At 44.6% G+C, this 22043-nt stretch carries 21 protein-coding genes and 2 tRNA genes; 16 read left to right on the top strand and 7 right to left on the bottom strand.

The annotated features are described in order from the left end of the window. Positions 1 to 22 precede the first annotated feature (22 nt). Positions 23 to 970 (bottom strand): aspartate carbamoyltransferase, encoded by a 948-nt coding sequence (gene pyrB, locus DW096_RS01740; protein ID WP_005829081.1) that lies wholly within the window; start codon positions 968 to 970, stop codon positions 23 to 25. A gap of 612 nt (positions 971 to 1582) precedes the next feature. On the opposite strand from pyrB, the gene DW096_RS01750 reads away from it, so the two are divergent. The 5 genes from DW096_RS01750 (at position 1583) to DW096_RS01770 (ending at position 7727) form a co-directional block, all read left to right on the top strand. Beyond that, entirely contained in the window at positions 1583 to 3913 is a 2331-nt protein-coding gene (locus DW096_RS01750) for a transglycosylase domain-containing protein (protein WP_057255865.1), read from the top strand. A gap of 70 nt (positions 3914 to 3983) precedes the next feature. Further along, entirely contained in the window at positions 3984 to 4349 is a 366-nt protein-coding gene (locus DW096_RS01755) for a 2-amino-4-hydroxy-6-hydroxymethyldihydropteridine diphosphokinase (RefSeq protein WP_016273725.1), read from the top strand. An 82-nt stretch (positions 4350 to 4431) separates the two neighbouring features. Beyond that, positions 4432 to 5187, top strand: a complete 756-nt coding sequence (gene kdsB / locus DW096_RS01760; protein WP_016273726.1) for a 3-deoxy-manno-octulosonate cytidylyltransferase — start codon at positions 4432 to 4434, stop codon at positions 5185 to 5187. Positions 5188 to 5199: 12 nt separating this feature from the next. Then, the gene (locus tag DW096_RS01765; protein ID WP_057281125.1) at positions 5200 to 6489 is read left to right on the top strand and encodes a pitrilysin family protein; all 1290 of its coding nucleotides are present in this window, start codon (positions 5200 to 5202) and stop codon (positions 6487 to 6489) included. Between the two features lie 74 nt (positions 6490 to 6563). Beyond that, entirely contained in the window at positions 6564 to 7727 is a 1164-nt protein-coding gene (locus DW096_RS01770; RefSeq protein WP_057087589.1) for a phosphatidylinositol-4-phosphate 5-kinase, read from the top strand. A gap of 92 nt (positions 7728 to 7819) precedes the next feature. On the opposite strand, the gene DW096_RS01775 is transcribed toward DW096_RS01770, so the two are convergent. Further along, positions 7820 to 8758, bottom strand: a complete 939-nt coding sequence (locus tag DW096_RS01775) for a ribose-phosphate pyrophosphokinase (RefSeq protein ID WP_005829068.1) — start codon at positions 8756 to 8758, stop codon at positions 7820 to 7822. Between the two features lie 124 nt (positions 8759 to 8882). On the opposite strand from DW096_RS01775, the gene DW096_RS01780 reads away from it, so the two are divergent. The 3 genes from DW096_RS01780 to DW096_RS01790 are packed head-to-tail and all read left to right on the top strand — an operon-like array spanning position 8883 to position 15405. Continuing rightward, entirely contained in the window at positions 8883 to 13229 is a 4347-nt protein-coding gene (locus tag DW096_RS01780) for a DUF5113 domain-containing protein (RefSeq protein ID WP_057281124.1), read from the top strand. Positions 13230 to 13232: 3 nt separating this feature from the next. Then, positions 13233 to 13961 (top strand): DUF5932 domain-containing protein, encoded by a 729-nt coding sequence (locus DW096_RS01785; RefSeq protein WP_005829066.1) that lies wholly within the window; start codon positions 13233 to 13235, stop codon positions 13959 to 13961. Continuing rightward, a complete protein-coding gene (locus DW096_RS01790) occupies positions 13954 to 15405 on the top strand; it encodes an AbgT family transporter (protein WP_119958392.1) in 1452 nt (483 codons plus the stop codon). The genes DW096_RS01785 and DW096_RS01790 overlap by 8 nt, the downstream gene beginning before the upstream one ends. On the opposite strand, the gene rpiA is transcribed toward DW096_RS01790, so the two are convergent. Then, positions 15380 to 16084 (bottom strand): ribose 5-phosphate isomerase A, encoded by a 705-nt coding sequence (gene rpiA / locus DW096_RS01795; protein WP_016273732.1) that lies wholly within the window; start codon positions 16082 to 16084, stop codon positions 15380 to 15382. The two genes, DW096_RS01790 and rpiA, sit on opposite strands and share 26 nt — an antisense overlap. A 288-nt stretch (positions 16085 to 16372) precedes the next feature. Here rpiA and DW096_RS01800 point away from each other — a divergent pair. Further along, positions 16373 to 16446 (top strand) — tRNA-Arg (locus DW096_RS01800). A 117-nt stretch (positions 16447 to 16563) separates the two neighbouring features. On the opposite strand, the gene DW096_RS01805 is transcribed toward DW096_RS01800, so the two are convergent. Genes DW096_RS01805 through DW096_RS01820 form a run of 4 tightly spaced genes read right to left on the bottom strand, consistent with a single transcriptional unit; the run spans position 16564 to position 19393 of the window. Next, complete coding sequence (locus tag DW096_RS01805; protein ID WP_022400758.1) at positions 16564 to 16761, bottom strand: hypothetical protein; 198 nt, start codon at positions 16759 to 16761, stop codon at positions 16564 to 16566. Between the two features lie 27 nt (positions 16762 to 16788). Further along, complete coding sequence (locus DW096_RS01810) at positions 16789 to 17250, bottom strand: cell division protein ZapA (protein ID WP_118930785.1); 462 nt, start codon at positions 17248 to 17250, stop codon at positions 16789 to 16791. 4 nt (positions 17251 to 17254) lie between these two features. Further along, positions 17255 to 18724 (bottom strand): type I restriction endonuclease subunit R, encoded by a 1470-nt coding sequence (locus DW096_RS01815; protein WP_118930784.1) that lies wholly within the window; start codon positions 18722 to 18724, stop codon positions 17255 to 17257. Between the two features lie 3 nt (positions 18725 to 18727). Next, positions 18728 to 19393, bottom strand: a complete 666-nt coding sequence (locus DW096_RS01820; protein WP_118930852.1) for an XRE family transcriptional regulator — start codon at positions 19391 to 19393, stop codon at positions 18728 to 18730. 157 nt (positions 19394 to 19550) lie between these two features. Between DW096_RS01820 and DW096_RS01825 the strand changes: the two genes are divergently transcribed. The 7 genes from DW096_RS01825 to DW096_RS19700 all read left to right on the top strand — a co-directional run bounded on the left by DW096_RS01825 (position 19551) and on the right by DW096_RS19700 (position 22029). Further along, entirely contained in the window at positions 19551 to 19877 is a 327-nt protein-coding gene (locus tag DW096_RS01825; protein ID WP_117880832.1) for an SH3 beta-barrel fold-containing protein, read from the top strand. A gap of 1 nt (position 19878) precedes the next feature. Continuing rightward, positions 19879 to 20088 carry a hypothetical protein gene (locus tag DW096_RS01830; protein ID WP_117880745.1) on the top strand — a complete coding sequence of 70 codons (210 nt, stop codon included), beginning with the start codon at positions 19879 to 19881 and terminating at the stop codon, positions 20086 to 20088. A 537-nt stretch (positions 20089 to 20625) separates the two neighbouring features. Further along, on the top strand, positions 20626 to 20814 hold the full coding sequence (locus DW096_RS19205; protein WP_118273778.1) for a hypothetical protein: 189 nt from the start codon (positions 20626 to 20628) through the stop codon (positions 20812 to 20814). Positions 20815 to 21071: 257 nt separating this feature from the next. Continuing rightward, positions 21072 to 21142, top strand: a tRNA-OTHER gene (locus DW096_RS01835). A 20-nt stretch (positions 21143 to 21162) separates the two neighbouring features. Then, positions 21163 to 21357, top strand: coding sequence for a hypothetical protein (locus DW096_RS01840; protein ID WP_117880743.1), 195 nt, complete (start codon positions 21163 to 21165; stop codon positions 21355 to 21357). A 19-nt stretch (positions 21358 to 21376) separates the two neighbouring features. Then, a complete protein-coding gene (locus DW096_RS19515) occupies positions 21377 to 21733 on the top strand; it encodes a DNA-binding response regulator (protein ID WP_118930783.1) in 357 nt (118 codons plus the stop codon). Between the two features lie 2 nt (positions 21734 to 21735). Further along, entirely contained in the window at positions 21736 to 22029 is a 294-nt protein-coding gene (locus DW096_RS19700) for a helix-turn-helix domain-containing protein (protein ID WP_165859454.1), read from the top strand. The last annotated feature ends 14 nt before the right edge of the window (positions 22030 to 22043 follow it).

A 22043-nucleotide genomic window follows, 5' to 3' on the forward strand; every position in this document is an offset into this window, starting at 1 on the left:
AAATATTTGTTATTAGACGATTCTACTGAATTACTCCTTTACTCTTTTTCACCTCATCCAGCGTGATGCCCAGTACATCGCACAGAATAGCTTCACGGGCATACAGTCCGTTTTGTGCCTGCTGGAAATAGTATGCCTTGGGATTGTCGTCCACATCATAGGCTATTTCGTTGACACGGGGCAACGGATGCAGGATGCGCAGGTTGGGACGGGTATGTTCCAGCATCTTGTTGCGCAGGATGTAGACATTCTTCACCCGCTCGTACTCCATAAGGTCGGTGAAGCGCTCGCGCTGCACACGGGTCATGTAGAGGATGTCGGCATCAGCAATGATTTCTTCCGTAAAGTCCGTATGTTCCACGTACTTGATGTTGTGCTCGCGGCAGTAAATTTTGTATTCTTCGGGCATCCGCAACTCGTCGGGAGCGATGAAGTGGAAAGTGGGGTTGAAGTGGCGCATGGCCATCAGCAGGGAGTGGACGGTACGGCCATACTTCAAGTCGCCGACCAGGAAGATATTCAGATTCTCCAGCGTGCCTTGCGTCTTGTAGATGGAGTAGAGGTCGAGCATGGTTTGTGAGGGATGCTGGTTGGCACCGTCTCCGGCATTCACAATAGGCACGGTGGTGACTTCACTGGCATAGCGTGCGGCCCCTTCGAGGTGGTGGCGCATCACGATGATGTCGGCATAGTTGCTCACCATCTTGATGGTGTCTTTCAGCGTCTCGCCCTTGGATGAGCTGGTGGCTTTGGGGTCACTGAACCCGATGACACGTGCTCCAAGCCGGTTGGCGGCAGTCTCGAAACTGAGGCGTGTACGGGTGGAAGGCTCGAAAAATAAGGTGGCAACTACTTTCCCGTCCAATATATGCCGGTTGGGATGGGCTTCAAACTCTTTCGCCATCTCAAGCATATAGAGGATTTTTTCCCGGCTATGCTCGGCAATGGTGACTAAACTTCTGTTTTCCATATCGTTGAATTCATTTATACTTTTCGAGAGTGTAAAGTTACGGAAAATATGCGGGCTACGGAAATATGCGGGGAAGTTTTTTGCGAAATATGGGCTGTTTTTTTAACCGTGTGGCTTGTTGTCCGGAATGCCACACTTCATCATCCGGAATGCCACACTTCGACAAAGTAAATGCCGCATTTCGCGAATGTTCAAGTGTGGCATTTGCCTTAGTCAAGTGCGGCGTTTGCCTTGTCGAAGTGTGGCATTCCGGACAGTGAAGTGTGGTATCTCTTTACGCCGTCGCCGTCGTTCTTTTTAACGACAACGTCGTTTTTTTCTCTTCTCTTATTATCTTAATCTCCTCTTACGCGCGCGAGGGCAAGTTTTTATTGTTCCAATCTGTATTATAGCTCATTACGATGTATTTTTCCTTTCCGATTTTTTCTTCAAGTTTTCTAATTGTTTTGCAATCGTTTTGCATTTCACTGAGAGTTTCCATTAAAATAAACGGGCGTTTTTTTTGTGGATGCCGGAAATCTTATCCTGAAAAAGATATAAAAAGCATAGGCACATCCAATATATTTCCGTACCTTTGCCCTATTATTGAACTTTGATTTTAGCAACTGAAACATGATAAGGAAAGTCGTCAAAATCCTATGGATTTTCATCGCACTGATTTCGCTGGTGTGTGTCTTTATATTCTTTTCCATAGCCAAGGGCTGGATAGGCTATATGCCTCCGGTGGAAGACCTGGAAAATCCGAATTACAAATTTGCCACAGAAGTCTTTTCCGAGGACGGAAAAGTATTGGGTACTTATTCCTATAGTAAGGAAAATCGCGTGTTTGTGGGATACAATGATTTGTCGCCCAATATCATCAACGCCTTGATAGCTACGGAAGATGTACGTTTTGCCGAACATTCGGGCATTGATGCCTACGCCCTGACGCGTGCCATAGTGAAGCGCGGTATCCTGATGCAGAAGAATGCCGGCGGTGGCAGTACCATCACCCAGCAGCTTTCCAAGCAGCTTTATTCCCCCAGTGCCGACAATGTGATGGAACGTCTGTTCCAGAAGCCTATCGAATGGGTGATTGCCGTAAAGCTGGAACGTTACTATACAAAAGAGGAAATCCTCACCATGTATCTCAACAAGTTCGATTTCCTGAACAATGCGGTAGGCATCAAGACTGCTGCCTTTACCTACTTCGGTTGCGAACCGAAAGATTTGAAGATTGAGGAAGCGGCTACGTTGGTGGGCATGTGCAAGAATCCGTCTCTCTATAATCCGGTGCGCTACAATGAACGTTCCCGCGGACGGCGCAATGTGGTGCTCGACCAGATGCGGAAAGCGGGATATATTACGGAAGCCGAGCGCGACTCCCTCCAGGCGTTGCCTCTGAAACTGAAGTACAACCGTGTGGACCACAAGGAAGGGTTGGCCACTTATTTCCGCGAATACCTGCGCGGCGTGCTCACCGCCAAGAAGCCCGACAAGGCCAACTACCGCGGTTGGCAGATGCAGAAATACTACGAGGATTCACTTGATTGGGAGAACAATCCGCTCTTTGGATGGTGCGAAAAGAACACCAAGAAAGACGGTACCAAATACAACCTCTACACCGACGGGCTGAAAATCTATACCACGCTCGACTCGCGTATGCAGCAGTATGCCGAGGATGCCGTGACAGAGCATCTGAAGGAACTGCAAGGTTACTTCTTCAAGGAAAAGAAAGGGGCCAAGAAAGCTCCCTACACCTTCCGTCTGACCCAGGAGCAGGTGGACGAGATTCTGGGACGTGCCATGAGGTTGTCCGACCGCTACCGCATTATGAAGAAAGCCGGAGCCACCGAAGCTGAAATAAAGAAAGCCTTCGATACCCCGGAGGAGATGTCCGTATTCAGTTGGGAAGGGGAGAAAGACACCATTATGACCCCGATGGATTCCATCCGTTACTACAAGTTCTTCCTTCGTGCCGGTTTCATGTCCATGGACCCGCGCAGCGGACATGTCAAGGCATACGTAGGCGGACCGAACTACCATTACTTCCAGTACGATATGGCCATGGTGGGACGCCGCCAGGTAGGTTCTACCATCAAGCCTTTCCTTTATACATTGGCTATGGAGAACGGTTTTTCTCCCTGCGACGAAGTGCGCCACGTGGAATACACGCTGATTGATGAAAACGGAAAACCGTGGACGCCGCGTAATGCCAACAAAAAGCTGATTGGTGACATGGTGACTGTGAAGTGGGGGCTGGCAAACTCGGACAACTGGATTACGGCCTATCTCATGAGCAAGCTGAATCCCTATAATCTGAAACGTCTTATACATACTTTCGGTGTCCGCAACCGTGATATAGTACCTTCCGTTTCACTCTGTCTGGGCCCGTGCGAGATTTCCGTCGGCGAGATGGTAAGTGCCTATACCGCATTCCCCAACAAGGGTATCCGGGTAGCTCCGCTGTTCGTGACCCGCATCGAGGACAACGACGGAAACGTGCTGGCAACCTTTGCTCCCGAAATGCAGGAAGTCATCAGCGTATCCAGCGCTTACAAGATGCTGGTCATGCTGCGTGCCGTTGTCAACGAAGGTACCGGAGGCCGTGTGCGCCGTCTGGGTGTGAAAGCCGACATGGGCGGCAAGACCGGAACGACGAACTACAATGCCGACGGCTGGTTTATGGGCTTCACGCCTTCGCTTGTGTCCGGTTGCTGGGTGGGCGGTGAGGACCGCGACATCCACTTCGATACGATGCTTCACGGACAAGGTGCTTCCATGGCATTGCCTATCTGGACCAAATACATGGTGAAAGTGCTCGGTGACAAATCTCTGGGATATGATGAAAATGAAACATTCCAGTTGCCCGAAGGCTATGACCCGTGCAAGGATGATGTGAATCTGGAAGGAGACACCCATATAGAAGAACCGATAGAGGGACTCGACGAACTGTTTAATTAGTTGAAAGGTGAAAATTGAAAGTGGAAAGGTAAACTTTCAATTTTCACCTTTTCCCCTTTCACCTTAAAAAATGGATTATACGATTAGTATTGGGAGCAACGAGCAGCGGAGGGAGAACATGGAACTGGCTCGCAGACGCTTGACGGAACTTTTTTCGGGAATACGTTTCTCGGAAGAGGAGGAGACGGCACCTTTGTTCTTTCACCGTCCGAATCTGTTCTCCAATCAGGTGGCATGCTTTGCTTCCGATAATCCGGTAGAGGAAGTCACCGCCTGCCTGAAAGCCATCGAACGGGAAGCCGGAAGGAAGCCCGAGGAGAAGGAGCAGGAAATTGTACGGCTGGATATAGACTTGTTGTCTTGTGACGGGACTGTCTATAAGCCAAAAGATTTGAAACGTGATTATATCCTGCGAGGATTGAAACAACTGTTATAATTAATAAAGAATATAAGGAGATGGGTCGATAGTATATGAACACTTTCGGACACACTCTCATTTTAAAAAACGAAGATTGAAAATGAAATTTTTAGGAATCATACCTGCCCGTTACGCATCTACGCGTTTTCCAGCCAAACCATTGGCGGTGTTAGGTGGAAAAACCGTGATACAGCGAGTATACGAGCAAGTGGCAGGAATCTTGGACGATGCATACGTGGCTACGGACGATGAGCGTATTGAAGCCGCAGTAAAAGCATTCGGAGGAAAGGTGGTAATGACTTCCACCGAACATAAAAGCGGCACCGACCGCTGTCAGGAAGCTTGTACAAAAATAGGAGGACAGTTTGATGTCGTGGTGAATATCCAGGGGGATGAGCCTTTCATCCAGCCTTCGCAGTTACAAGCCGTCAAAGCATGTTTCGACGATCCGGCCACCCAGATAGCCACTCTGGTGAAACCCTTTACGGTAGATAATGGTTTCGAGGCACTGGAAAATGTGAACTCTCCGAAGGTTGTGCTCAACAAAAACAGGAATGCCCTCTATTTTAGCCGTTCCATCATTCCCTACCAGCGTAATGCGGCGAAGGAAGACTGGCTGAAGAACCATACGTATTATAAGCATATCGGCCTTTATGCCTATCGCGTAGAGGTACTGAAAGAGATAACCGCCCTTCCGCAGTCATCCCTCGAGATTGCCGAATCATTGGAACAGCTTCGTTGGTTGGAAAACGGATACACTATCAAAGCAGGTATCACGGATGTAGAAACTATCGGCATAGATACTCCTCAAGATTTGGAACGGGCAGAAGAATTTCTTAAAAGCCATGGGCTGTAAACTAGAAAGCCCATGCTGAACCGAAGTGACCAACCCCGGATTCTTGAACCGGAACAACTGGTGGTGCAAAGGCCGGAACGTATCAAGTTGCCTAATGGCGTGCCATTGAGCGTGCTCAATGCCGGTGACAATGAAGTGACACGTATCGATCTCCTCATGGCAGGCGGCCGATGGCAACAGAAACAGCCCTTGCAGGCGTTGTTTACGAACCGCATGCTTCGCGAGGGCACCCGACGCTACGATGCCGCCCGGATAGCGGAAAAGCTGGACTATTACGGAGCCTGGCTGGAATTGTCCAGTGCATCCGAGTATGCCTATGTCACCCTTTATTCTCTGAATAAATACCTTCCCCAAACGCTTGACATATTGGAGTCTATCGTCAAAGAGCCGGTATTTCCCGAGAAAGAGCTGGGAGTGATTGTAGACAACAATATCCAGCAGTTTCTTGTCAACTCTTCCAAGGTGGACTTTCTGGCGCACCGCGGATTGGTGAAGGCTCTGTACGGCGGGCAGCATCCCGGCGGACGTCTGGTGCAGGAAGAGGATTATCGGCGCATCACTCCTGCGGTGCTACGCGAGTTTTATGACCGTTATTATCATTCCAATAATTGCAGCATCTACCTCTCGGGCAAGGTTACCGACGATTGCATCCGCCGGATAGAGTCCTTGTTTGGCTGCGAGGCTTTCGGTACGGATTTCCGCAAACCGGAGAAGACAGAATTTCATCCGGTTACCGCTTCCGGAAAACGTATCTTCATCGAACGTCCGGACGCCCTGCAAAGTGCCGTCCGTATGGGCATGCTTTCCCTGGACCGTAATCATCCGGACTACTTGAAGGCCCGCGTACTGGTCACACTGTTCGGGGGTTATTTTGGCAGTCGCCTGATGTCCAATATCCGGGAAGATAAAGGATACACATACGGTATCTCCGCAGCCATCATGCCCTATCCGGGGCAGGGAGTGTTGGCGGTCAGTGCCGAAGCCGCCAACGAATTTGTGGAGCCTCTTATCGGTGAGGTTTATCATGAAATAGACCGCCTTCAGAACGAGCTGGTTTCCGATGGAGAGCTTTCCATGGTGAAGAACTATATGTTGGGAGACATGTGCCGTAGTTATGAATCTGCATTCTCGCTGGCGGATGCCTGGATTTTTGTGCAGGTATCGGGCTTGCAGGATACTTACTTTGCCGAAGCATTGGATGCTGTCAAGGAGGTTACCCCACAAGAAATCCGTGAACTTGCAGGGCGGCATTTATGCAAAGAGAAATTAAAAGAAATAGTGTGCGGCAAAAAAATGTCATAAAAAGCGGGAGTTATCGCATCATTTTACCGGATAAATCCTACCTTTGTCAATTATCAACTATCAATTATCAATTAATGAAATATCTATATACTGCACTCATTCTGGCTTTCTTATGCCAAGGTGGAGCCACTGCTCAGGAAAAAAAAAGCGGCTTTTTCGATAAAGTGAAAAATACATTCTCTTCGGAGATAAAGATAGGTACCTATACGTTCAAAGATAACGGGGCCGTCTATACCGGTGAAATAAAAGGCCGCAAGCCCAATGGAAAGGGGAAGACCGTTTTCAAGAACGGCGACGTCTACGAGGGTGAGTATGTGAAGGGCAAGCGTGAAGGCTACGGTACATATATGTTTCCCGACGGTGAAAAGTATGAGGGGCAATGGTTTCAAGACCAGCAGCATGGCAGGGGTATCTACTATTTTATGAATAACAACCGTTATGACGGCATGTGGTTTCAGGATTACCAGCACGGTAAAGGAACCATGTACTATTACAATGGTGATATTTATGAGGGCGACTGGGTGAATGATAAACGCGAAGGCCAAGGAACGTATACCTGGAAGAACGGTTCCAAGTATGTAGGCTCGTGGAAGAATGACAAGAAAGACGGCAAAGGAACACTGACCTGGAATGACGGTTCCAAATATGACGGAGAGTGGAAAAATGATGTCCGGGACGGTAAAGGAACTTTTGAATATGCCAACGGTGACAAATACGTAGGTGACTGGAAGGACGACATGCAGCATGGCAAAGGTATTTACTTTTTCCATACCGGCGACCGTTACGAAGGTTCTTATGTTCAAGGTGAACGTACCGGAGAGGGCATTTATTACCATGCCAGCGGCAACAAGTATGTGGGCAGCTTCAAGGATGGAAAGCAGGAAGGCCACGGCACATTTACGTGGGCAAGCGGCGCCGTTTACGAAGGTAATTGGAAAGATAACCAACGTGACGGATACGGTACTTACAAATGGAATGTAGGTGACTCTTACGAAGGTGAATGGAAAGACAATAAGTTCAACGGCCAAGGTACCCTGATTCAGACCGATGGAACCAAATATAAAGGCGGTTTTGTGAACGGTATGGAAGAAGGTAGCGGTATCCAGGAGGACAAGAACGGAAACCGTTATGAAGGCTTCTTCAAACAAGGCAAGAAACACGGTCCGTTTGTAGAAACAGACAAGAACGGAAAGGTGATACGAAAAGGAACCTACAAGATGGGAAGGCTGGAGAATTAGAATTAAAAATTAGAAATTAAAAATTAAAGGCTGCGCAATGTTCACTTCAGAACCGCGCAGCCTTTAATTTTTAATATCTAACCGCTCCGCGGTTAGATAATGTATTGTGAACTGATTGATTCATTGTTCATCACCCGCTTGATGGTTTCGGCGAACATATCGGCAATGCTCAACTGTTTAACCTTGTCACATTTTTTAGAGTAGGGGATACTATCGGTAAATACCATTTCCGTTAGTGCGGATTCTTGTACACGGAAAGAAGCAGGGTCGGACATTACGCAGTGGCTGGCAATGGCACGGACAGATTTGGCTCCTGCTTCCAGCATGATGTTGGCAGCCTTGGTAATGGTTCCTGCTGTATCTACAATATCGTCTACCAATACTACATTCTTGTCTTTTACATCACCGATGATTTGCATGGTGGCAACCACGTTTGCTTTTTCGCGTGTCTTGTTGCACAATACCAGGGGTACACCGAGGTATTTGGAGAATGTGCTGGCGCGTTTTGAACCGCCGACATCCGGGGTGGCGATTACCAAGTCTTCCAGTTTCAAGGATTCAATATAGGGGAGGAATACTGCTGATGCATACAAATGATCCACCGGAATATTGAAGAAACCTTGAATCTGGTCTGCATGAAGGTCCATCGTAATCAGACGGTCGATACCTGCAACAGAGAGCAGGTCGGCCACCAGCTTAGCGCCGATGGAAACACGGGGTTTGTCTTTTCTGTCCTGACGTGCCCAACCGAAGTAGGGGATAACGGCTACAACGCTTTTTGCCGATGCTCTTTTAGCAGCATCAACCATCAGCAGAAGTTCCATCAAGTTGTCAGAATTAGGGAAGGTTGATTGAACCAGGAATACATGCGAGCCACGGATAGATTCCTCATAAGAGACTGCAAACTCACCATCTGCAAAATGGGTGATGTTCATCTTTCCCAGAGGGCAATCAAGGCTAGCGCAGATTTTCTCTGCAAGGTATCTCGAATTTGTTCCGGAGAATACCATAAAGGGTGCTTTTTCGCTCATTTGTGTAATAGATGTTACCTATTTGTTAATTTGCATGCAAAGGTAGGAATTTCCCGTTACATAAAACAAGAGTTATTGTATAAAAATTATTTTTCTTTCCCGGATTTATTCGTAGCTTTGCTTTATGAAACGACTTTCTTTTATATGGTTTGCGGGGTTGTTGTGCCTTTGTACAACAATGGTTTCGTGTGTGGGAACGGCACCCATGAAGGAAGTACGCCTTATCGACTCTCTAAACCAGGTGGCTTATGCTTTTCGTTATAAAAACCTGGATTCATCCTGCCATGCGGCATCAAGGGCCTACCGTGAAGTCAGCCTCTATAAACAAGGAAAAGCGGAAGCATCCAATAATCTGGGCTTTTGTGCTTTTATGCGCATGGATTTTGAGCAGGCCGAAAAGTTTCATATGGATGTCTATAATCTGACCAAGAATGAACTGGAACTCCTTATTGCCGACATCGGTTTGATGAAGATTTATCAGCGGACGGCGTTGAACAAGGAGTTCTACGATTATCGCAATAGTGCCTTGCACCGTATGAAAAGAATAGCGGAGGATGACAATCTGTTTGTGGACCAACACGAGCAAATGCGTTTGAATTATGCCCGTTCGGAATTTTATATTGTATCTGCTGTGTATTATTATTATTTGCAACAGCGTCCGGAAGCTGTAGCCTCTATTAATGAAGTTACTAAAAAACAAGAGTTGCTGGCAGATACCAATCAGCTGTTGTATTATCACTACATCAAAGGTTCTGCTGCCTTATGCGAGGGTGAGACACCGGATGAGCGAAGACTGAGAGAATTTGATGAGCTCTATACCGCATGGCAGTTGGCTTCGCGCAAGGGCTATCTTTACTTTGAGGGCAATGGAGTGCAGGGACTTGCCAACTTGATGGCTTCACCGGATAATTACGCATTTTTTCAAGACCGCCGCTCCCATGCCTTGACACGTTTTGGAGTACCGGTAGATTCGCTGCTTCCCATGCGTCTGGGGCAGTTGGCATTGCAAAAATTCAGCCAATACAAGGATTTGTATCAGATAGCAGGTGCATATGTATCTATCGGCAAATACCTGAATGCCCACAGTCACTATACAGAAGCTCTTGACACGCTAAAACTTGCTCTGGAATGTGTAAATGACCATCACCGCCTTTTCTATGACTGCCACGATAGTTTGGACTGGCTGAAAGCATTTGACCGTCGAGATACGATTTGTGCGGAGAAGGCATGGATGGAGCAGAAACTGAAAACCGTGCCCGAGTGGATTTCACGTATTCGTGAACAGTTGAGCGTTTCGTATGCAGGACTCGGAATGAAAGAAAAATCAGACTATAACCGCAATATTTACCTGGATATCCTTGAAGATACACGCCAGGATAAAGAACTGGAAAGCCGCTATCAGGCATTGGAAAAGGAGGCGGGGCAACTCAACGTCGTGTTGTCACTGGTCATTGTGGGCTTCGTGCTTGTATCCCTCTTCTTCTGGTTTTTCAACAAGCGTTCCAAAGACCGGAACAGAGTGCATCTCCGCCGTCTGCAGCTGATGCTGGATATCTGTCAGAAGATAACGGCATCCATTCCGGCAGATGCACAGACTGAGGAGGAAATCGTCGACTCTATCCGGACGGCTGTCTGCCCGGAATTGGAAAAGCTGTTTGGAGTGAAGGATATCCGCATAGACAACGGGCAATTAGTGTTCCCGCGTCGGATGAGCAAGGATGAGCAGGCGATGGTACGGGTGATAACTCCCTATATCCAATGGGCAATCGACAACGGCATGACGTCCATCTCCCTTGGTGACGAACGCCGCAGACTGGAAAAGCAACGCTACATTTACGAGCAGCACATCGCGGGGAACAAACGGCAAAATCTGATAAAGAAAGCATGTATGGCTATTGTCAACGGAATTCACCCGTACATAGACCGTATCATCAACGAAGTGCAGAAACTGACTCAAAAAGGATTCATCAAAGAGGAGCGGATCAAAGAGGAGAAATACCAGTATATCGACGAGTTGGTTACTACCATCAATGAATACAATGATATTCTTGCCCTTTGGATAAAGATGAAGCAAGGAAGCCTTAGCCTGAACATAGAGACGTTCGAATTGAATGAACTTTTCGAGCTGCTTAGGAAGGGAAGCCGTACATTCGAGATGAAGAGACAGTCGTTGGAGGTGCAGCCTACGGATATCCGGGTAAAGGCAGACAAAGCCCTTACATTGTTTATGATAAATACACTGGCGGAGAATGCCCGTAAATATACCCCTCAGGGCGGTATGGTGAAAGTATATGCACGGCAGGAGGAAGATTATGTGGAAATCTCGGTAGAGGATAATGGTTGTGGATTGTCACCGGAAGATGTAGCCCGCATTGTGGGAGAAAAAGTATATGACTCGAAAGCCATCGGTATGAGTGACGCTCCCGACAAGGAGGAATTGAGGAAGAACAAAGGAAGTGGCTTTGGACTGATGAACTGTAAGGGCATCATTGAAAAATATCGCAAGACGAATGATTTGTTCAAGGTCTGTCTGTTCAATGTGGAGAGCGGGCTGGGAAAAGGCAGCCGTTTTTATTTCCGTCTGCCTGCCGGTATCCGTAAGTCTGTGTCGGTGTTGCTCGTCGTGTTGTCTTTGTGCATGTCATCCTGCCGGCATGCTGTGGAACAGACTGCTTCCGGAGAGGTGTTGCCGGATTCTTTGGCACTGCTTGCACAGAATGAATACGAAGCTTTGCTGGACGAAGCCTCCGATTATGCCAATGAAGCTTATTACTGCAATGTGGACGGAGAATACGAACTGGCTTTACAATACATAGATTCGGCAATGTATTGCCTGAACGAACATTACAAGCAATACGCCCATCCTATACATCGCTATATGACGCTGACGGGAGACGGGGCGCCTGCGGAACTGGATTGGTGGAACCAGATGTTCAATTCGGATTTCCATGTAATTCTGGATATCAGGAATGAAGCGGCAGTCTCATTTCTTGCATTGAAGCAATGGGATGACTATAGTTATAATAATGCTGCCTACACTACCTTATACAAACTGTTGGGAGAAGACCAATCCTTGGAAGAATATTGCCGGCAGCTGGAGCGTTCCACCAACAACAAGATGGTGGGCATTTTGCTGGCGGTGATTTTGCTGTTCGTATTGCTGTTGGGATATTACATACTTTACTTCCGTAAACGTCTGGTGAACCGCTGGAATCTGGAGCAAGTGCTGGAAATTAATGGAAAGGTGTTCAATGCCTCCTTGTTGCCGGTTTCGGATACGGAGGAAATGTTGCAGCGTGAGGAGGATACATTGAAGGAAATCCCGCGGCAGATTGTAGGTTCCGCTTTTGATGCAGTGAACGAACTTTTGAGTATCGACCGGTTAAGCATAGCTGTATACAACGAGACTACACATAAGCTGGAATACACTTCCAATCCAGTGGAAGATACCGCCGTGGACGAGTTGCCTGTCCGAAGGAAATATATGGAGAATTGTTTTGAGCAGCAAGTGTACATATCGGAAAAGGGTATACAAGCATTGCCGCTTGTTGTGGATGCAGGCAATATGTGTCGTTGCATAGGTGTGCTGTGTCTGGAACGCAGGGAAGGTACGGAGCAGGAGACCGACCATTTGCTTTTGGAACTGATAGCCCGTTATGTCTCCATTGTAATCTTCAATGCAGTGGTTAAGTTGGCTACGAAATACCGGGACATCGAAGTGGCTCAAGATGAAGCCCGGCGAGCTTCCTGGGAAGACAGTTTGCTGCATGTACAGAACATGGTGCTGGATAATTGTCTTTCGACCATCAAGCATGAAACGATTTATTATCCGAACAAGATAAAGCAGCTGATAGGGAAACTGCGGTCCGGCAAACAGACAGAAGCGGAGGAGCGGGAAACGGTGGTTGCCATCAGCGAATTGATAGAGTATTACAAAGGTATCTTTACGACACTCAGTTCATGCGCTTCCCGCCAGTTGGAAGAGGTGACTTTTAGGCGTGCGACAATATCTGTGCCGGAACTTATGGCTACTGCCGGGAAATATTTCCGCAAAGTGTATAAGGGAAACAAGGCGCATATTGATTTTAAGATACAACCGTTGGAAGGACGGATTACCGGTGACTGGAACCAGTTGCGTTTCCTGCTTGAAAACCTGATAGACGAGGCTTGCTCCGTAACTCTGGATGGAGCTGTCTGTCTGTCGGCCCGGGAAGATGGGGAATTTATACGTTTTCTGTTTACAGATATGCGCAGGGAAAAGACCCGTGAAGAATTGAACCAATTGTTCTATCCCGACTTGTCCCGCATGACGGCCGGTGAGAAAGGAGAACTGTATGGTACGGAATATCTGGTGTGCAAGCAGATTATCCGCGACCATGACGAGTTTGCCGGACGCCGGGGATGCCGTATCAATGCCGAACCGGGAAAGGAAGGAGGTTTTACAATATATTTTACGCTACCGAAAAAATGAAATATGGAAGACAAAAAATTTAAAGTAATCATCGTTGAAGATGTCAAGTTGGAGCTGAAAGGGACGGAAGAGATTTTCCGCCATGAAATTCCCAATGCGGAGGTAATAGGTACTGCTATGACTGAGCAGGAGTTCTGGACATTGATTGAAGCCGGCGTGCCGGATCTTGTTCTGCTGGACTTGGGATTGGGAGGTTCGACCACAATCGGGGTGGACATCTGCCGGAATATCTTCAAGCGTTATCCGGGAGTACATGTGCTGATATTCACGGGAGAAATATTGAATGAGAAGTTATGGGTGGACGTACTTGAAGCCGGCGCTGACGGCATTATCCTGAAAACCGGAGAGTTGCTGACCAAAACCGATGTGCAGGCAGTGATGGACGGCAAGAAGCTGGTCTTTAACTATCCGATACTGGAGAAGATAGTGGAACGCTTCAAGAAATCTGTCCTGAATGATGCAAAACGTCAGGAAGCAATCATAAGCTATGATATTGATGAGTATGACGAGCGTTTCCTCCGTCATTTGGCACTGGGCTATACCAAAGAAATGATTGCCAATCTTAGGGGAATGCCTTTTGGAGTCAAGTCGCTGGAGAAACGGCAGAATGACTTGGTCGGCCGTCTTTTCCCGCCTAGTGAACGGGTGGGGGTGAATGCCACTCGTCTGGTGGTGCGTGCATTGGAACTTCGAATCTTGAATATAGACAATCTGGAAGCCGACGATGAGTAAACTCCGAATGCCACATCCCGCTACGATGTTCTTCCTGCTGACGCTGGCAGTCATCCTCCTTTCATGGATATTCGATGTCTATGGTCTGAGCGTGCTGCAACCGCAGACTGGAGAAGAAATACGGGTGCAGAGCCTGCTGAGTCCGGAGGGCATACGCTGGCTGCTGCGCCATGTCATAACCAATTTTACGGGATTCGCTCCGTTAGGGCTGGTGATTGTGGCTATGTTCGGAATAGGGGTGGCACAGCATTCGGGTTTCATCGATGCATGTATTCGCAGGGGGGTACGACGTCCACGTGATCCTTGGCGCATTATTCTGCTGGTCATTGTCTTAGGACTGTTGTCCAATATAGTGGGAGATGCAGGATATATCATTCTGTTGCCGATAGCTGCAACTTTGTTCCAGTCCGTCGGTCTGCACCCCATTGGAGGTATAATTACAGCTTATGTTTCAGTCTCTTGTGGCTATAGCGCTAATGTGTTTTTGAGTACATTAGACCCCATGATTGCCTCTGTAACGCAAGAAGCGGCTGATAGGATGAATATTGCTCCGGGGCAGACTGGACCGCTGTGCAATTATTATTTTCTCTTTGTTTCCACGTTCCTGCTTGCATTCATCATTTATCATATTACCCGCAGGAGCTTGTTGCCGCACTTGGGAATGTATGCAGGGGATATTCATTTTAATGGCTACAAACAACTGTCCCGCAAGGAACGGAGAGCTATGTTGGGAGCTGTATTTGCAGGCTTGCTGTATATTGCCATTATTCTGTGGGCTACATTCTCTTCATGGGGGATATTGCGGAGTGTCAATGGTGGGCTGATTCGTTCTCCGTTTATAGTTGGTATTCTGTTTTTGCTTTCGTTTGGAATAGGTTTGATGGGGATGGTCTATGGTTTTGCCTCCGGCCGATACCGTACGGACGGTGATGTGATAGAAGGACTTACGCAGCCGATGAAACTGCTGGGCGTTTATTTTGTGATAGCTTTCTTTGCCTCACAGATGTTTGCTTGTTTTGAATATTCCCACTTGGACAAGTGCATTGCCATTTTAGGCGCTAATCTGCTGTCCTCCGCCTCTTTGAGTAGTTTATGGATATTGATTCTCTTCATTCTTTTTACGGCGCTGGTCAATCTCTTTATGGTATCTGCCACAGCTAAATGGGCTTTTATGTCTTTCATTTTTGTTCCGGTATTGGCAAGTATGGGCATTTCGCCGGATATGACCCAATGTGCGTTCCGTATAGGTGACAGTGCAACAAATGCCATAACACCTTTTATGTTCTACATGCCACTTGTCTTGACCTATATGCAGCAATATGATAGGCAATCCACTTATGGTTCACTACTGAAGTATACTTGGAGATATTCTTTAGTCATTCTATTGGCATGGACCACCTTATTTGTACTTTGGTACATCAGCGGTTTGCCATTAGGACTGTAATGTCATAACCGATGAACAGCCCGCTTTCGATAACCCCGGTAATGGCTTTCAGTTTCTGTTCCAAATCAGGAACAATGTTGCTGAGATGAATGTCAAGAATGAAATTACCGTTTTCGGTAAATACCGGACCGTCTTTTCCTTCTGCAAGACGTAGGCTGATTTTTGAAGCTCCCAATAAGCGTATCTCGTTTTCCACATGGGAGAGAGCATGTGGAAACACTTCTACCGGTATGGGGTATTTGCTCCCCAGTTTGCTGACAAGCTTGCTCTCATCGACAATGATGTAAGTCTTGCCACTGCTTTTAATTAGGAGTTTCTCCTTAAACATGGCTCCGCCACGTCCTTTGATGAGGTTATTATGCGGATCCACTTCGTCTGCACCGTCGAATGTCCAATCCGGACGCTTATTCCACAGAGTAGTTTGCGGCAGGCCAAGCTGTATACATGTCATCGAAATTTCGGCAGATGCCGGAATGATTTCTATATGCAGAGATTCTTGTTTAACTCGCTGAGCTAATGCAAACAAAGTGAGATAAACGGTAGAGCCGGAGCCTGCTCCTATGGCATCACCGTCTTTGGCCAGTCCGGCAATTTCCTGGGCTACCAATTCCTTACTCGCCTTATTGCTGATTTTATTTGACCATTGCAATTCTTGTATCAACTGATTTTCCCATTCCATCTCTTTAAAATTTAGCTGTTATTACTCTTTCATTCATTTTCGGGTCAATGCTACTTTTCCTATTTGAATATTCCTCCATATTTTTACTTTTTATAATTAGTAACATTGATAATTTGCAAAATGTTTTAATACATCTGTATATAAATACCGTGTATCTTGTTTGTAAAGGTAACTAATCATTACTTTTTATGTAGCAAATGAGCCTTTTATACATAGGTAACGAAAAAAGGTGATACAAAAATTTGCAATATTCGTAAAAAAGCGTACCTTTGCACCGCAATTAAGGCTGGTTCCGTAGCTCAGCTGGATAGAGCAACGCCCTTCTAAGGCGTGGGTCTTGCGTTCGAATCGCAACGGAATCACAAGGAAAAATGCTAATAGGTTCATTTACAACTTGTTAGCATTTTCTTTTTATGATAGTTGCACAACATTTGCACAACTTGCGAATAGGGAAAGAAAAAGCCGGGAAATAATTCCGGCTATATTGTTGTTTTAACCCCACCGCTGATTTTAGGAGATGGGTCGTATTCTGCTTTTTGTCTTCGTTTCTCATCCTCGTCTTTAAGGTACTTGTTCCTTATCTCTTTGATGTCATTCGTCATTCCCCATACCTTGAAGAAGAGGATGATTTGCAGTACTCCGAATATTAGGAGTATGATGGTTAGAAAGTCAATCATAATCTTAGATATTTAGTTTGTTCTTTATTAATTTGCAACGAGGCTTCTAAATTCAATATCATACTGCTGCATGTATTTTAATTGATTTGTAGTTATAGTGTATTCCCTCTCTGCATAGGATGAGCGGTTTATCTCATATTTCGTGTTATATAGGCTCTCCATGATATCCTGTCTTGTGTCTTGGAATAACTTGTTTAACTTTTCAGATTTATATTTGGCAGAGAGTAACTTATCTATTTCGCTGACAACAGTTGAAGCTTTCTTTTCTAATTTTAAAATTTTACTTTGATTATTATTTCTATATGAATCAATTTTAGAAAAGTCTTCCAACGCTATATTTGTCATTTCTGTTGAAATTTGGTTGTATTCTTTACGATATTCATTTATTAATGAATTAACATGGGAGACAGATTGTATATATTCACTTTTGCCATCACTACAAGCAAGGCAGCTTAATATTATCATTACTAAAAACGTTATTTTTCTCATTATTTTATAGATTTAGTTTGTTCTTTAATTCGTTGAACACATCGGGATTTTCAAGTTCTCCCCAGTAGTATTTCTTATAACTGTCTCGGTCAAAACTTTGTTTCTTCTCATAAACGATTAAGCATTGTTTATCACAGAGGACTATTACAGTAGATTCAAGGAGGCAAGCGTATGAGCGAGCTTGCAAAAATGCTTCTTCTATTTCTTGATTGTTCTTCATGTAGAATTTTGCCTCAATTAAGACCTTTGCTTTTTCTTCGTCTGGCTTGTTGTCGTAATGCAGAGCGTAGTCGGGAAATATTCGATGCCCACGTCCTGCATGTATTGGCAATTGGCGAATGAAGTCTTTGTTCTCATACCATCCCATAGAGTTAAGCAAAGGTTCTAATAACTGTTGCTCTACGTCCCATTCTATATCTATGCTTACATTTTGGGGTAGTGAAGGAGCATACAGCTTTGGTAAGGTTTCTGTATCAAACCCTTTCGCCTTTATCATCCGTAGAAGTTCGGAGTAATCCTCACTACTCATTGGCCATCCGTTTACTCCTTGAAAGTTCTTTCTTATGAGCGGGTGGCTGGAGAAGTATTCATCTTCCCGAAGCTCTTTTAATGTGATGTGAGGAATGTCTATTCTGTTGCTTATATAAGTGTTGCTGTAATAGTGGAAGAACGGGTCGATAATACCATCGGTTTGTGCTGTCCACAAACAAGTGATTGCACTAATAGGTACTGTTTCGTAATGAATCAGAATATCTCCCTTTTTCGTTTCCTGGTTTGACTGCCAAAATCCGGTAGTCCATTGCTCGCCATACCCTCTAATCAATCCCCCAATAAACCATGCTTGTGATGGTTTGGGAATTTCACTTTTTTCCTCCATATATAGGAGATTTGGCACATAGTCGTACATGAATGCACTCAATTCATCGGGTGTCAAGCTATTTTCTGTTCTGAACTGGTAGAACACCTTGCATAGTTCCCAATAATACATGCACCTGCTTTTGTAGTTAGGCTTCTTGGGGATTGGTGGCAATTCTATTTCAAAATGGTCGGCTAACTTTTTTAGTTCATAGAATCGGTCAATATAGAGGTATGGGAAGAAGTAATCGCCAAGCAGGTAATTTAGTTCTATTGATAAGAACGGAATGTATTCAAGCATCCGGTCGAAGTCGCCAATATCTAATACTTGTTCATTTTCTATTCGTAGCCCGGTAGATATGATTTCTTCATATAAGATGCCAGCTTGTTCTAATTCGGGAAATTCTATATTTTCATATTCTGATACTTTATAACACCAAAAACACTCCAATATATTACAGATGGTATCTTTATTAAAACTATCTTTCAATCTTGGATTGTATTTCTCTAATATCTGCTCTTTTTCAATCCATTCTTTTCTATCAGAAAAGCTGGATATAGTGGCTTCTCCTTCTGGGGAATTTTTATATAAGTTCCAAGTGTATTGGTTGAATCTCATGTTTTATAGTTGGGTTTTAACAGACAGTACATTCTCTACCACAAACAACTTTCTTATTTTATTTTTATGGAGTTTTATATCATCATATAGCGGGTTTTCACTGCGAAGGATAATATAATTTGTTTCATCCTGCTCGTATCGCCTTATGTATTTAATCATCCTGTATTCATCTAATAGTATGAGATACATTTGACCATAAAATATATCATCCCAATTATGAATCTCGCGAATAACAACCATGTTACCATCGTACACTTTGGGTTCCATAGAGTCACCATTGGCACGTATTATTTTAGATTCCTTGTTAATGCCTGGCAAGTTGACTGAACCTATAATATCTTCCTGCGTGAAATAAATATCTCTGTCATCAGTTCCGCAAGTTGCATCCATATCATAAACCAATGTTCCAGAATAGTCACCTTCTTTAATGTCGGAGGTCGAGATTTTCAATGTGTCTTCTTTTTGTATATGAACTTTGTTCATTGGCGGCAAGGGGAAAACATCATTGACTTTTTTATTCATTGTTTCATTATACGGTACGCGACCATTTATCATATCAGATAAGTATGTCTTTTTAACCCCTAATCTATCAGCAATTTGGGATTGATTGAGTGAATATTCATATTTAATCCTATTGATTGTGTTTTTAAATTCTTGATTTACAGCCATGAAACATAAATTAACCGTTTGTATATGAAAATAGTTCATATACAGTGTTGATTATATGAATAAAGTTCATATATTTGCATCATCAATCAATCACGTAGCAAAGATAAACTAAATGATTGATGATGCAAATAGTATAAACATATTAAATCACACGATTATGAGCACGAAGAGTTTTTTACATGAAGTTATGAGCCTTGCATGGCAGTTCGTTCGCAAGAACGGTTTCACGATGTCAGAAGCATTAAAATGCGCTTGGGCTAACATGAAATTGAAATTGCAGATGAAAAGCAAGATTGTGAAGTTCTACTTTCAAAAGGTGGACGGTTCTGTGAGAGAAGCCTACGGTACACTAAATGAAAAGCTGATGCCAGCCATCACTGGTACTGACAACAGAAAGAAAAACGACACCGTTCAAACTTATTTCGATACAGAACGCCAAGAGTTCAGATGCTATAAAAAGGCTAACCTTTTAAAAATCGCCTGATATGAGACAGTTTAGAGTATGTGACAGTGTAGAAGCCTACGGGCTTGAAAAGGCTTTGGATAAGGCTTGTATAGACCTTGATAGAGTTGATAAGATGTCTGACACAGAGGCTTGTGCTTTCTGTAATACCGATACCAAAGAAGAGGCCTTAGAGATTATTCAAGAAGAGATTGATTACATAGAGTTTCAACTTGATAGAATGGCTGTATGATAGAGGCGTTGATAGTATTAGGCTGCTTGTATGCAAGTTATAGGCTTTTCAGAAAGCCGGGCGAGAAGTTCTTTTACGATGATTAATCACACGATTATATCACGCACGACAGCCCTATTGACAGCTAAAGACTGGCATCCGATAGCGAGAATCGGGTAGGGTACTATTGATTGGTTCTTTGATAAGTCTGTGAAAGCAATTACGGTGTAATTCATAAGCCGTTTTTGCCAACCAAAGATAACGAACGCACATAAGCAAGTTGGGGCTTGCGAGCTGTGCAATGTTTAACAATTAATAGATGTGTAACCATAGTCTTTGAGGTGTAAGTAATGACGGATTAGGCGACCGACACGCACATCGACAATATAGCCCTATTGACAGCTAAAGACTGGCATCCGATAGCGAGAATCGGGTAGGGTACACAACCGCAGCAAAGGTTAGTGCTACTACCGTACTAAAAGCCACGGGCAAAGCGAAGTGCGCACCGCTTTACCTCATCCTTGTACGGGCGGTAAAATTTAAAATCACACGATTAGTATGGGAAAAAGTATGTATAAATCACGTATGCCATATATAGGTATGCCGGTTAAGTGTAAACATCCCGGATGGGAAAGCAAGATTGGGGCGATTTGCGCCATCAATGGGGATAAAGTAATGGTAGAGTTCGGAAAGCACGATTTTGTAGAATTCTATAGTGATGAACTGGTTGCAATGACGATGTTATGAAGATAGTTATGTTCTCTTTTTCGTTGCTTGTACTGCTTTGTATGACAATGATATTATGTAATTCCATAATAAAGGATGGCCCTTTGTACATGACGGGAATCGTGTTGACATCTGCAATGTTTATTTTGTCTGTTATACTTGCAGTGATAACCGGCATGGAGTTACATGAAAAGTGTTAGTATAAACTGTTTTGTCGTGTTTTATTTTGTGTTTGTACTGGGTGTACCGTCTGTGAAGATAGCGCACCTTTCTTATTGGGGCGTTCGGTGTAATGGTTAACACACCTCATTGGAGGAGACTGGCGGTTCGAGTCCGTCAACGCCCACCAATCATTCTAATATAACATTTATGGAAAAGGTAGAAAGTAAAGAGAAAATGAGAAACATGAAGAGAGGAGCCACGATAGAGCTGCCTATATCTTCACTTGAGACAATCCGCAACAACGTATCACTTCTAAATGCCAAGCATCTTCTTGAGGGTAAAAAATGGGCTTCAAAGTCTTATCCGAAAAAAGGTATTGTCGTTGTAAAAAGGGAGTCATAGTCATCTAACTCACACGATTATGGAACGGGTATTCACAGAACTCACCCCTGAATGCGAGATTACAGCACGGATGTATGCACAAGGGTATGAGAAAAAGGAAATCGCCAATTTCAAATGCCGGGCGGTTAGCACGATTAATAACCAATTGCAAAAGGCTTTTGAAATATTGCATGTACGGAATGGGAGAGAACTTGCAACAATGCTTTATGAACGGATAGCCGGTGTGAGGCTCACAATGGATTTTTCGCCTATAGTCCGTGTGTCCGTCGCATGTTGCTTACTGTGTATATTTTCTCTGTCGCTTTGCCACGAACAAGGTGATATGAGGAGGTTACGAAGATTTAGAATTGGACATATAGAAAGGGTAAGAGAATGAACATGGAGGATATTTTAAATAGTGGTGCCAATGTTACTTTGACTATAAAGTCCACTGATTTGAAAGAGTTCGCAGAACATCTTGTAAAAAAGACAGTGAGAGGTATCAGGGACTCTTTCATCAGACCGGAAGAGGACTACTTGACCATTAAAGAGGCAAGTCAGATTCTACATACCGATAAGTCAACCTTATGGAGATGGCATAAAATTGGATATTTGTGCAGGTTGGAAATAGGAGGTAAGAGATTGTACCGAAAAAGTGATGTAGATGCTATTCTACAGAAAGAGAATAATTAACCCTTTAAATTTTA

This window comes from Bacteroides sp. AM07-18 (genome assembly GCF_003602695.1).
GTDB lineage: Bacteria > Bacteroidota > Bacteroidia > Bacteroidales > Bacteroidaceae > Bacteroides > Bacteroides uniformis.

Bases quoted from the DNA above. Each gene is read 5' to 3' on its own strand.
- pyrB (WP_005829081.1), bottom strand. From the start codon at position 970: ATGGAAAACAGAAGTTTAGTCACCATTGCCGAGCATAGCCGGGAAAAA.
- DW096_RS01750 (WP_057255865.1), top strand. From the start codon at position 1,583: ATGATAAGGAAAGTCGTCAAAATCCTATGGATTTTCATCGCACTGATT.
- DW096_RS01755 (WP_016273725.1), top strand. From the start codon at position 3,984: ATGGATTATACGATTAGTATTGGGAGCAACGAGCAGCGGAGGGAGAAC.
- kdsB (WP_016273726.1), top strand. From the start codon at position 4,432: ATGAAATTTTTAGGAATCATACCTGCCCGTTACGCATCTACGCGTTTT.
- DW096_RS01765 (WP_057281125.1), top strand. From the start codon at position 5,200: ATGCTGAACCGAAGTGACCAACCCCGGATTCTTGAACCGGAACAACTG.
- DW096_RS01770 (WP_057087589.1), top strand. From the start codon at position 6,564: ATGAAATATCTATATACTGCACTCATTCTGGCTTTCTTATGCCAAGGT.
- DW096_RS01775 (WP_005829068.1), bottom strand. From the start codon at position 8,758: ATGAGCGAAAAAGCACCCTTTATGGTATTCTCCGGAACAAATTCGAGA.
- DW096_RS01780 (WP_057281124.1), top strand. From the start codon at position 8,883: ATGAAACGACTTTCTTTTATATGGTTTGCGGGGTTGTTGTGCCTTTGT.
- DW096_RS01785 (WP_005829066.1), top strand. From the start codon at position 13,233: ATGGAAGACAAAAAATTTAAAGTAATCATCGTTGAAGATGTCAAGTTG.
- DW096_RS01790 (WP_119958392.1), top strand. From the start codon at position 13,954: ATGAGTAAACTCCGAATGCCACATCCCGCTACGATGTTCTTCCTGCTG.
- rpiA (WP_016273732.1), bottom strand. From the start codon at position 16,084: ATGGAATGGGAAAATCAGTTGATACAAGAATTGCAATGGTCAAATAAA.
- DW096_RS01805 (WP_022400758.1), bottom strand. From the start codon at position 16,761: ATGATTGACTTTCTAACCATCATACTCCTAATATTCGGAGTACTGCAA.
- DW096_RS01810 (WP_118930785.1), bottom strand. From the start codon at position 17,250: ATGAGAAAAATAACGTTTTTAGTAATGATAATATTAAGCTGCCTTGCT.
- DW096_RS01815 (WP_118930784.1), bottom strand. From the start codon at position 18,724: ATGAGATTCAACCAATACACTTGGAACTTATATAAAAATTCCCCAGAA.
- DW096_RS01820 (WP_118930852.1), bottom strand. From the start codon at position 19,393: ATGGCTGTAAATCAAGAATTTAAAAACACAATCAATAGGATTAAATAT.
- DW096_RS01825 (WP_117880832.1), top strand. From the start codon at position 19,551: ATGAGCACGAAGAGTTTTTTACATGAAGTTATGAGCCTTGCATGGCAG.
- DW096_RS01830 (WP_117880745.1), top strand. From the start codon at position 19,879: ATGAGACAGTTTAGAGTATGTGACAGTGTAGAAGCCTACGGGCTTGAA.
- DW096_RS19205 (WP_118273778.1), top strand. From the start codon at position 20,626: ATGGGAAAAAGTATGTATAAATCACGTATGCCATATATAGGTATGCCG.
- DW096_RS01840 (WP_117880743.1), top strand. From the start codon at position 21,163: ATGGAAAAGGTAGAAAGTAAAGAGAAAATGAGAAACATGAAGAGAGGA.
- DW096_RS19515 (WP_118930783.1), top strand. From the start codon at position 21,377: ATGGAACGGGTATTCACAGAACTCACCCCTGAATGCGAGATTACAGCA.
- DW096_RS19700 (WP_165859454.1), top strand. From the start codon at position 21,736: ATGGAGGATATTTTAAATAGTGGTGCCAATGTTACTTTGACTATAAAG.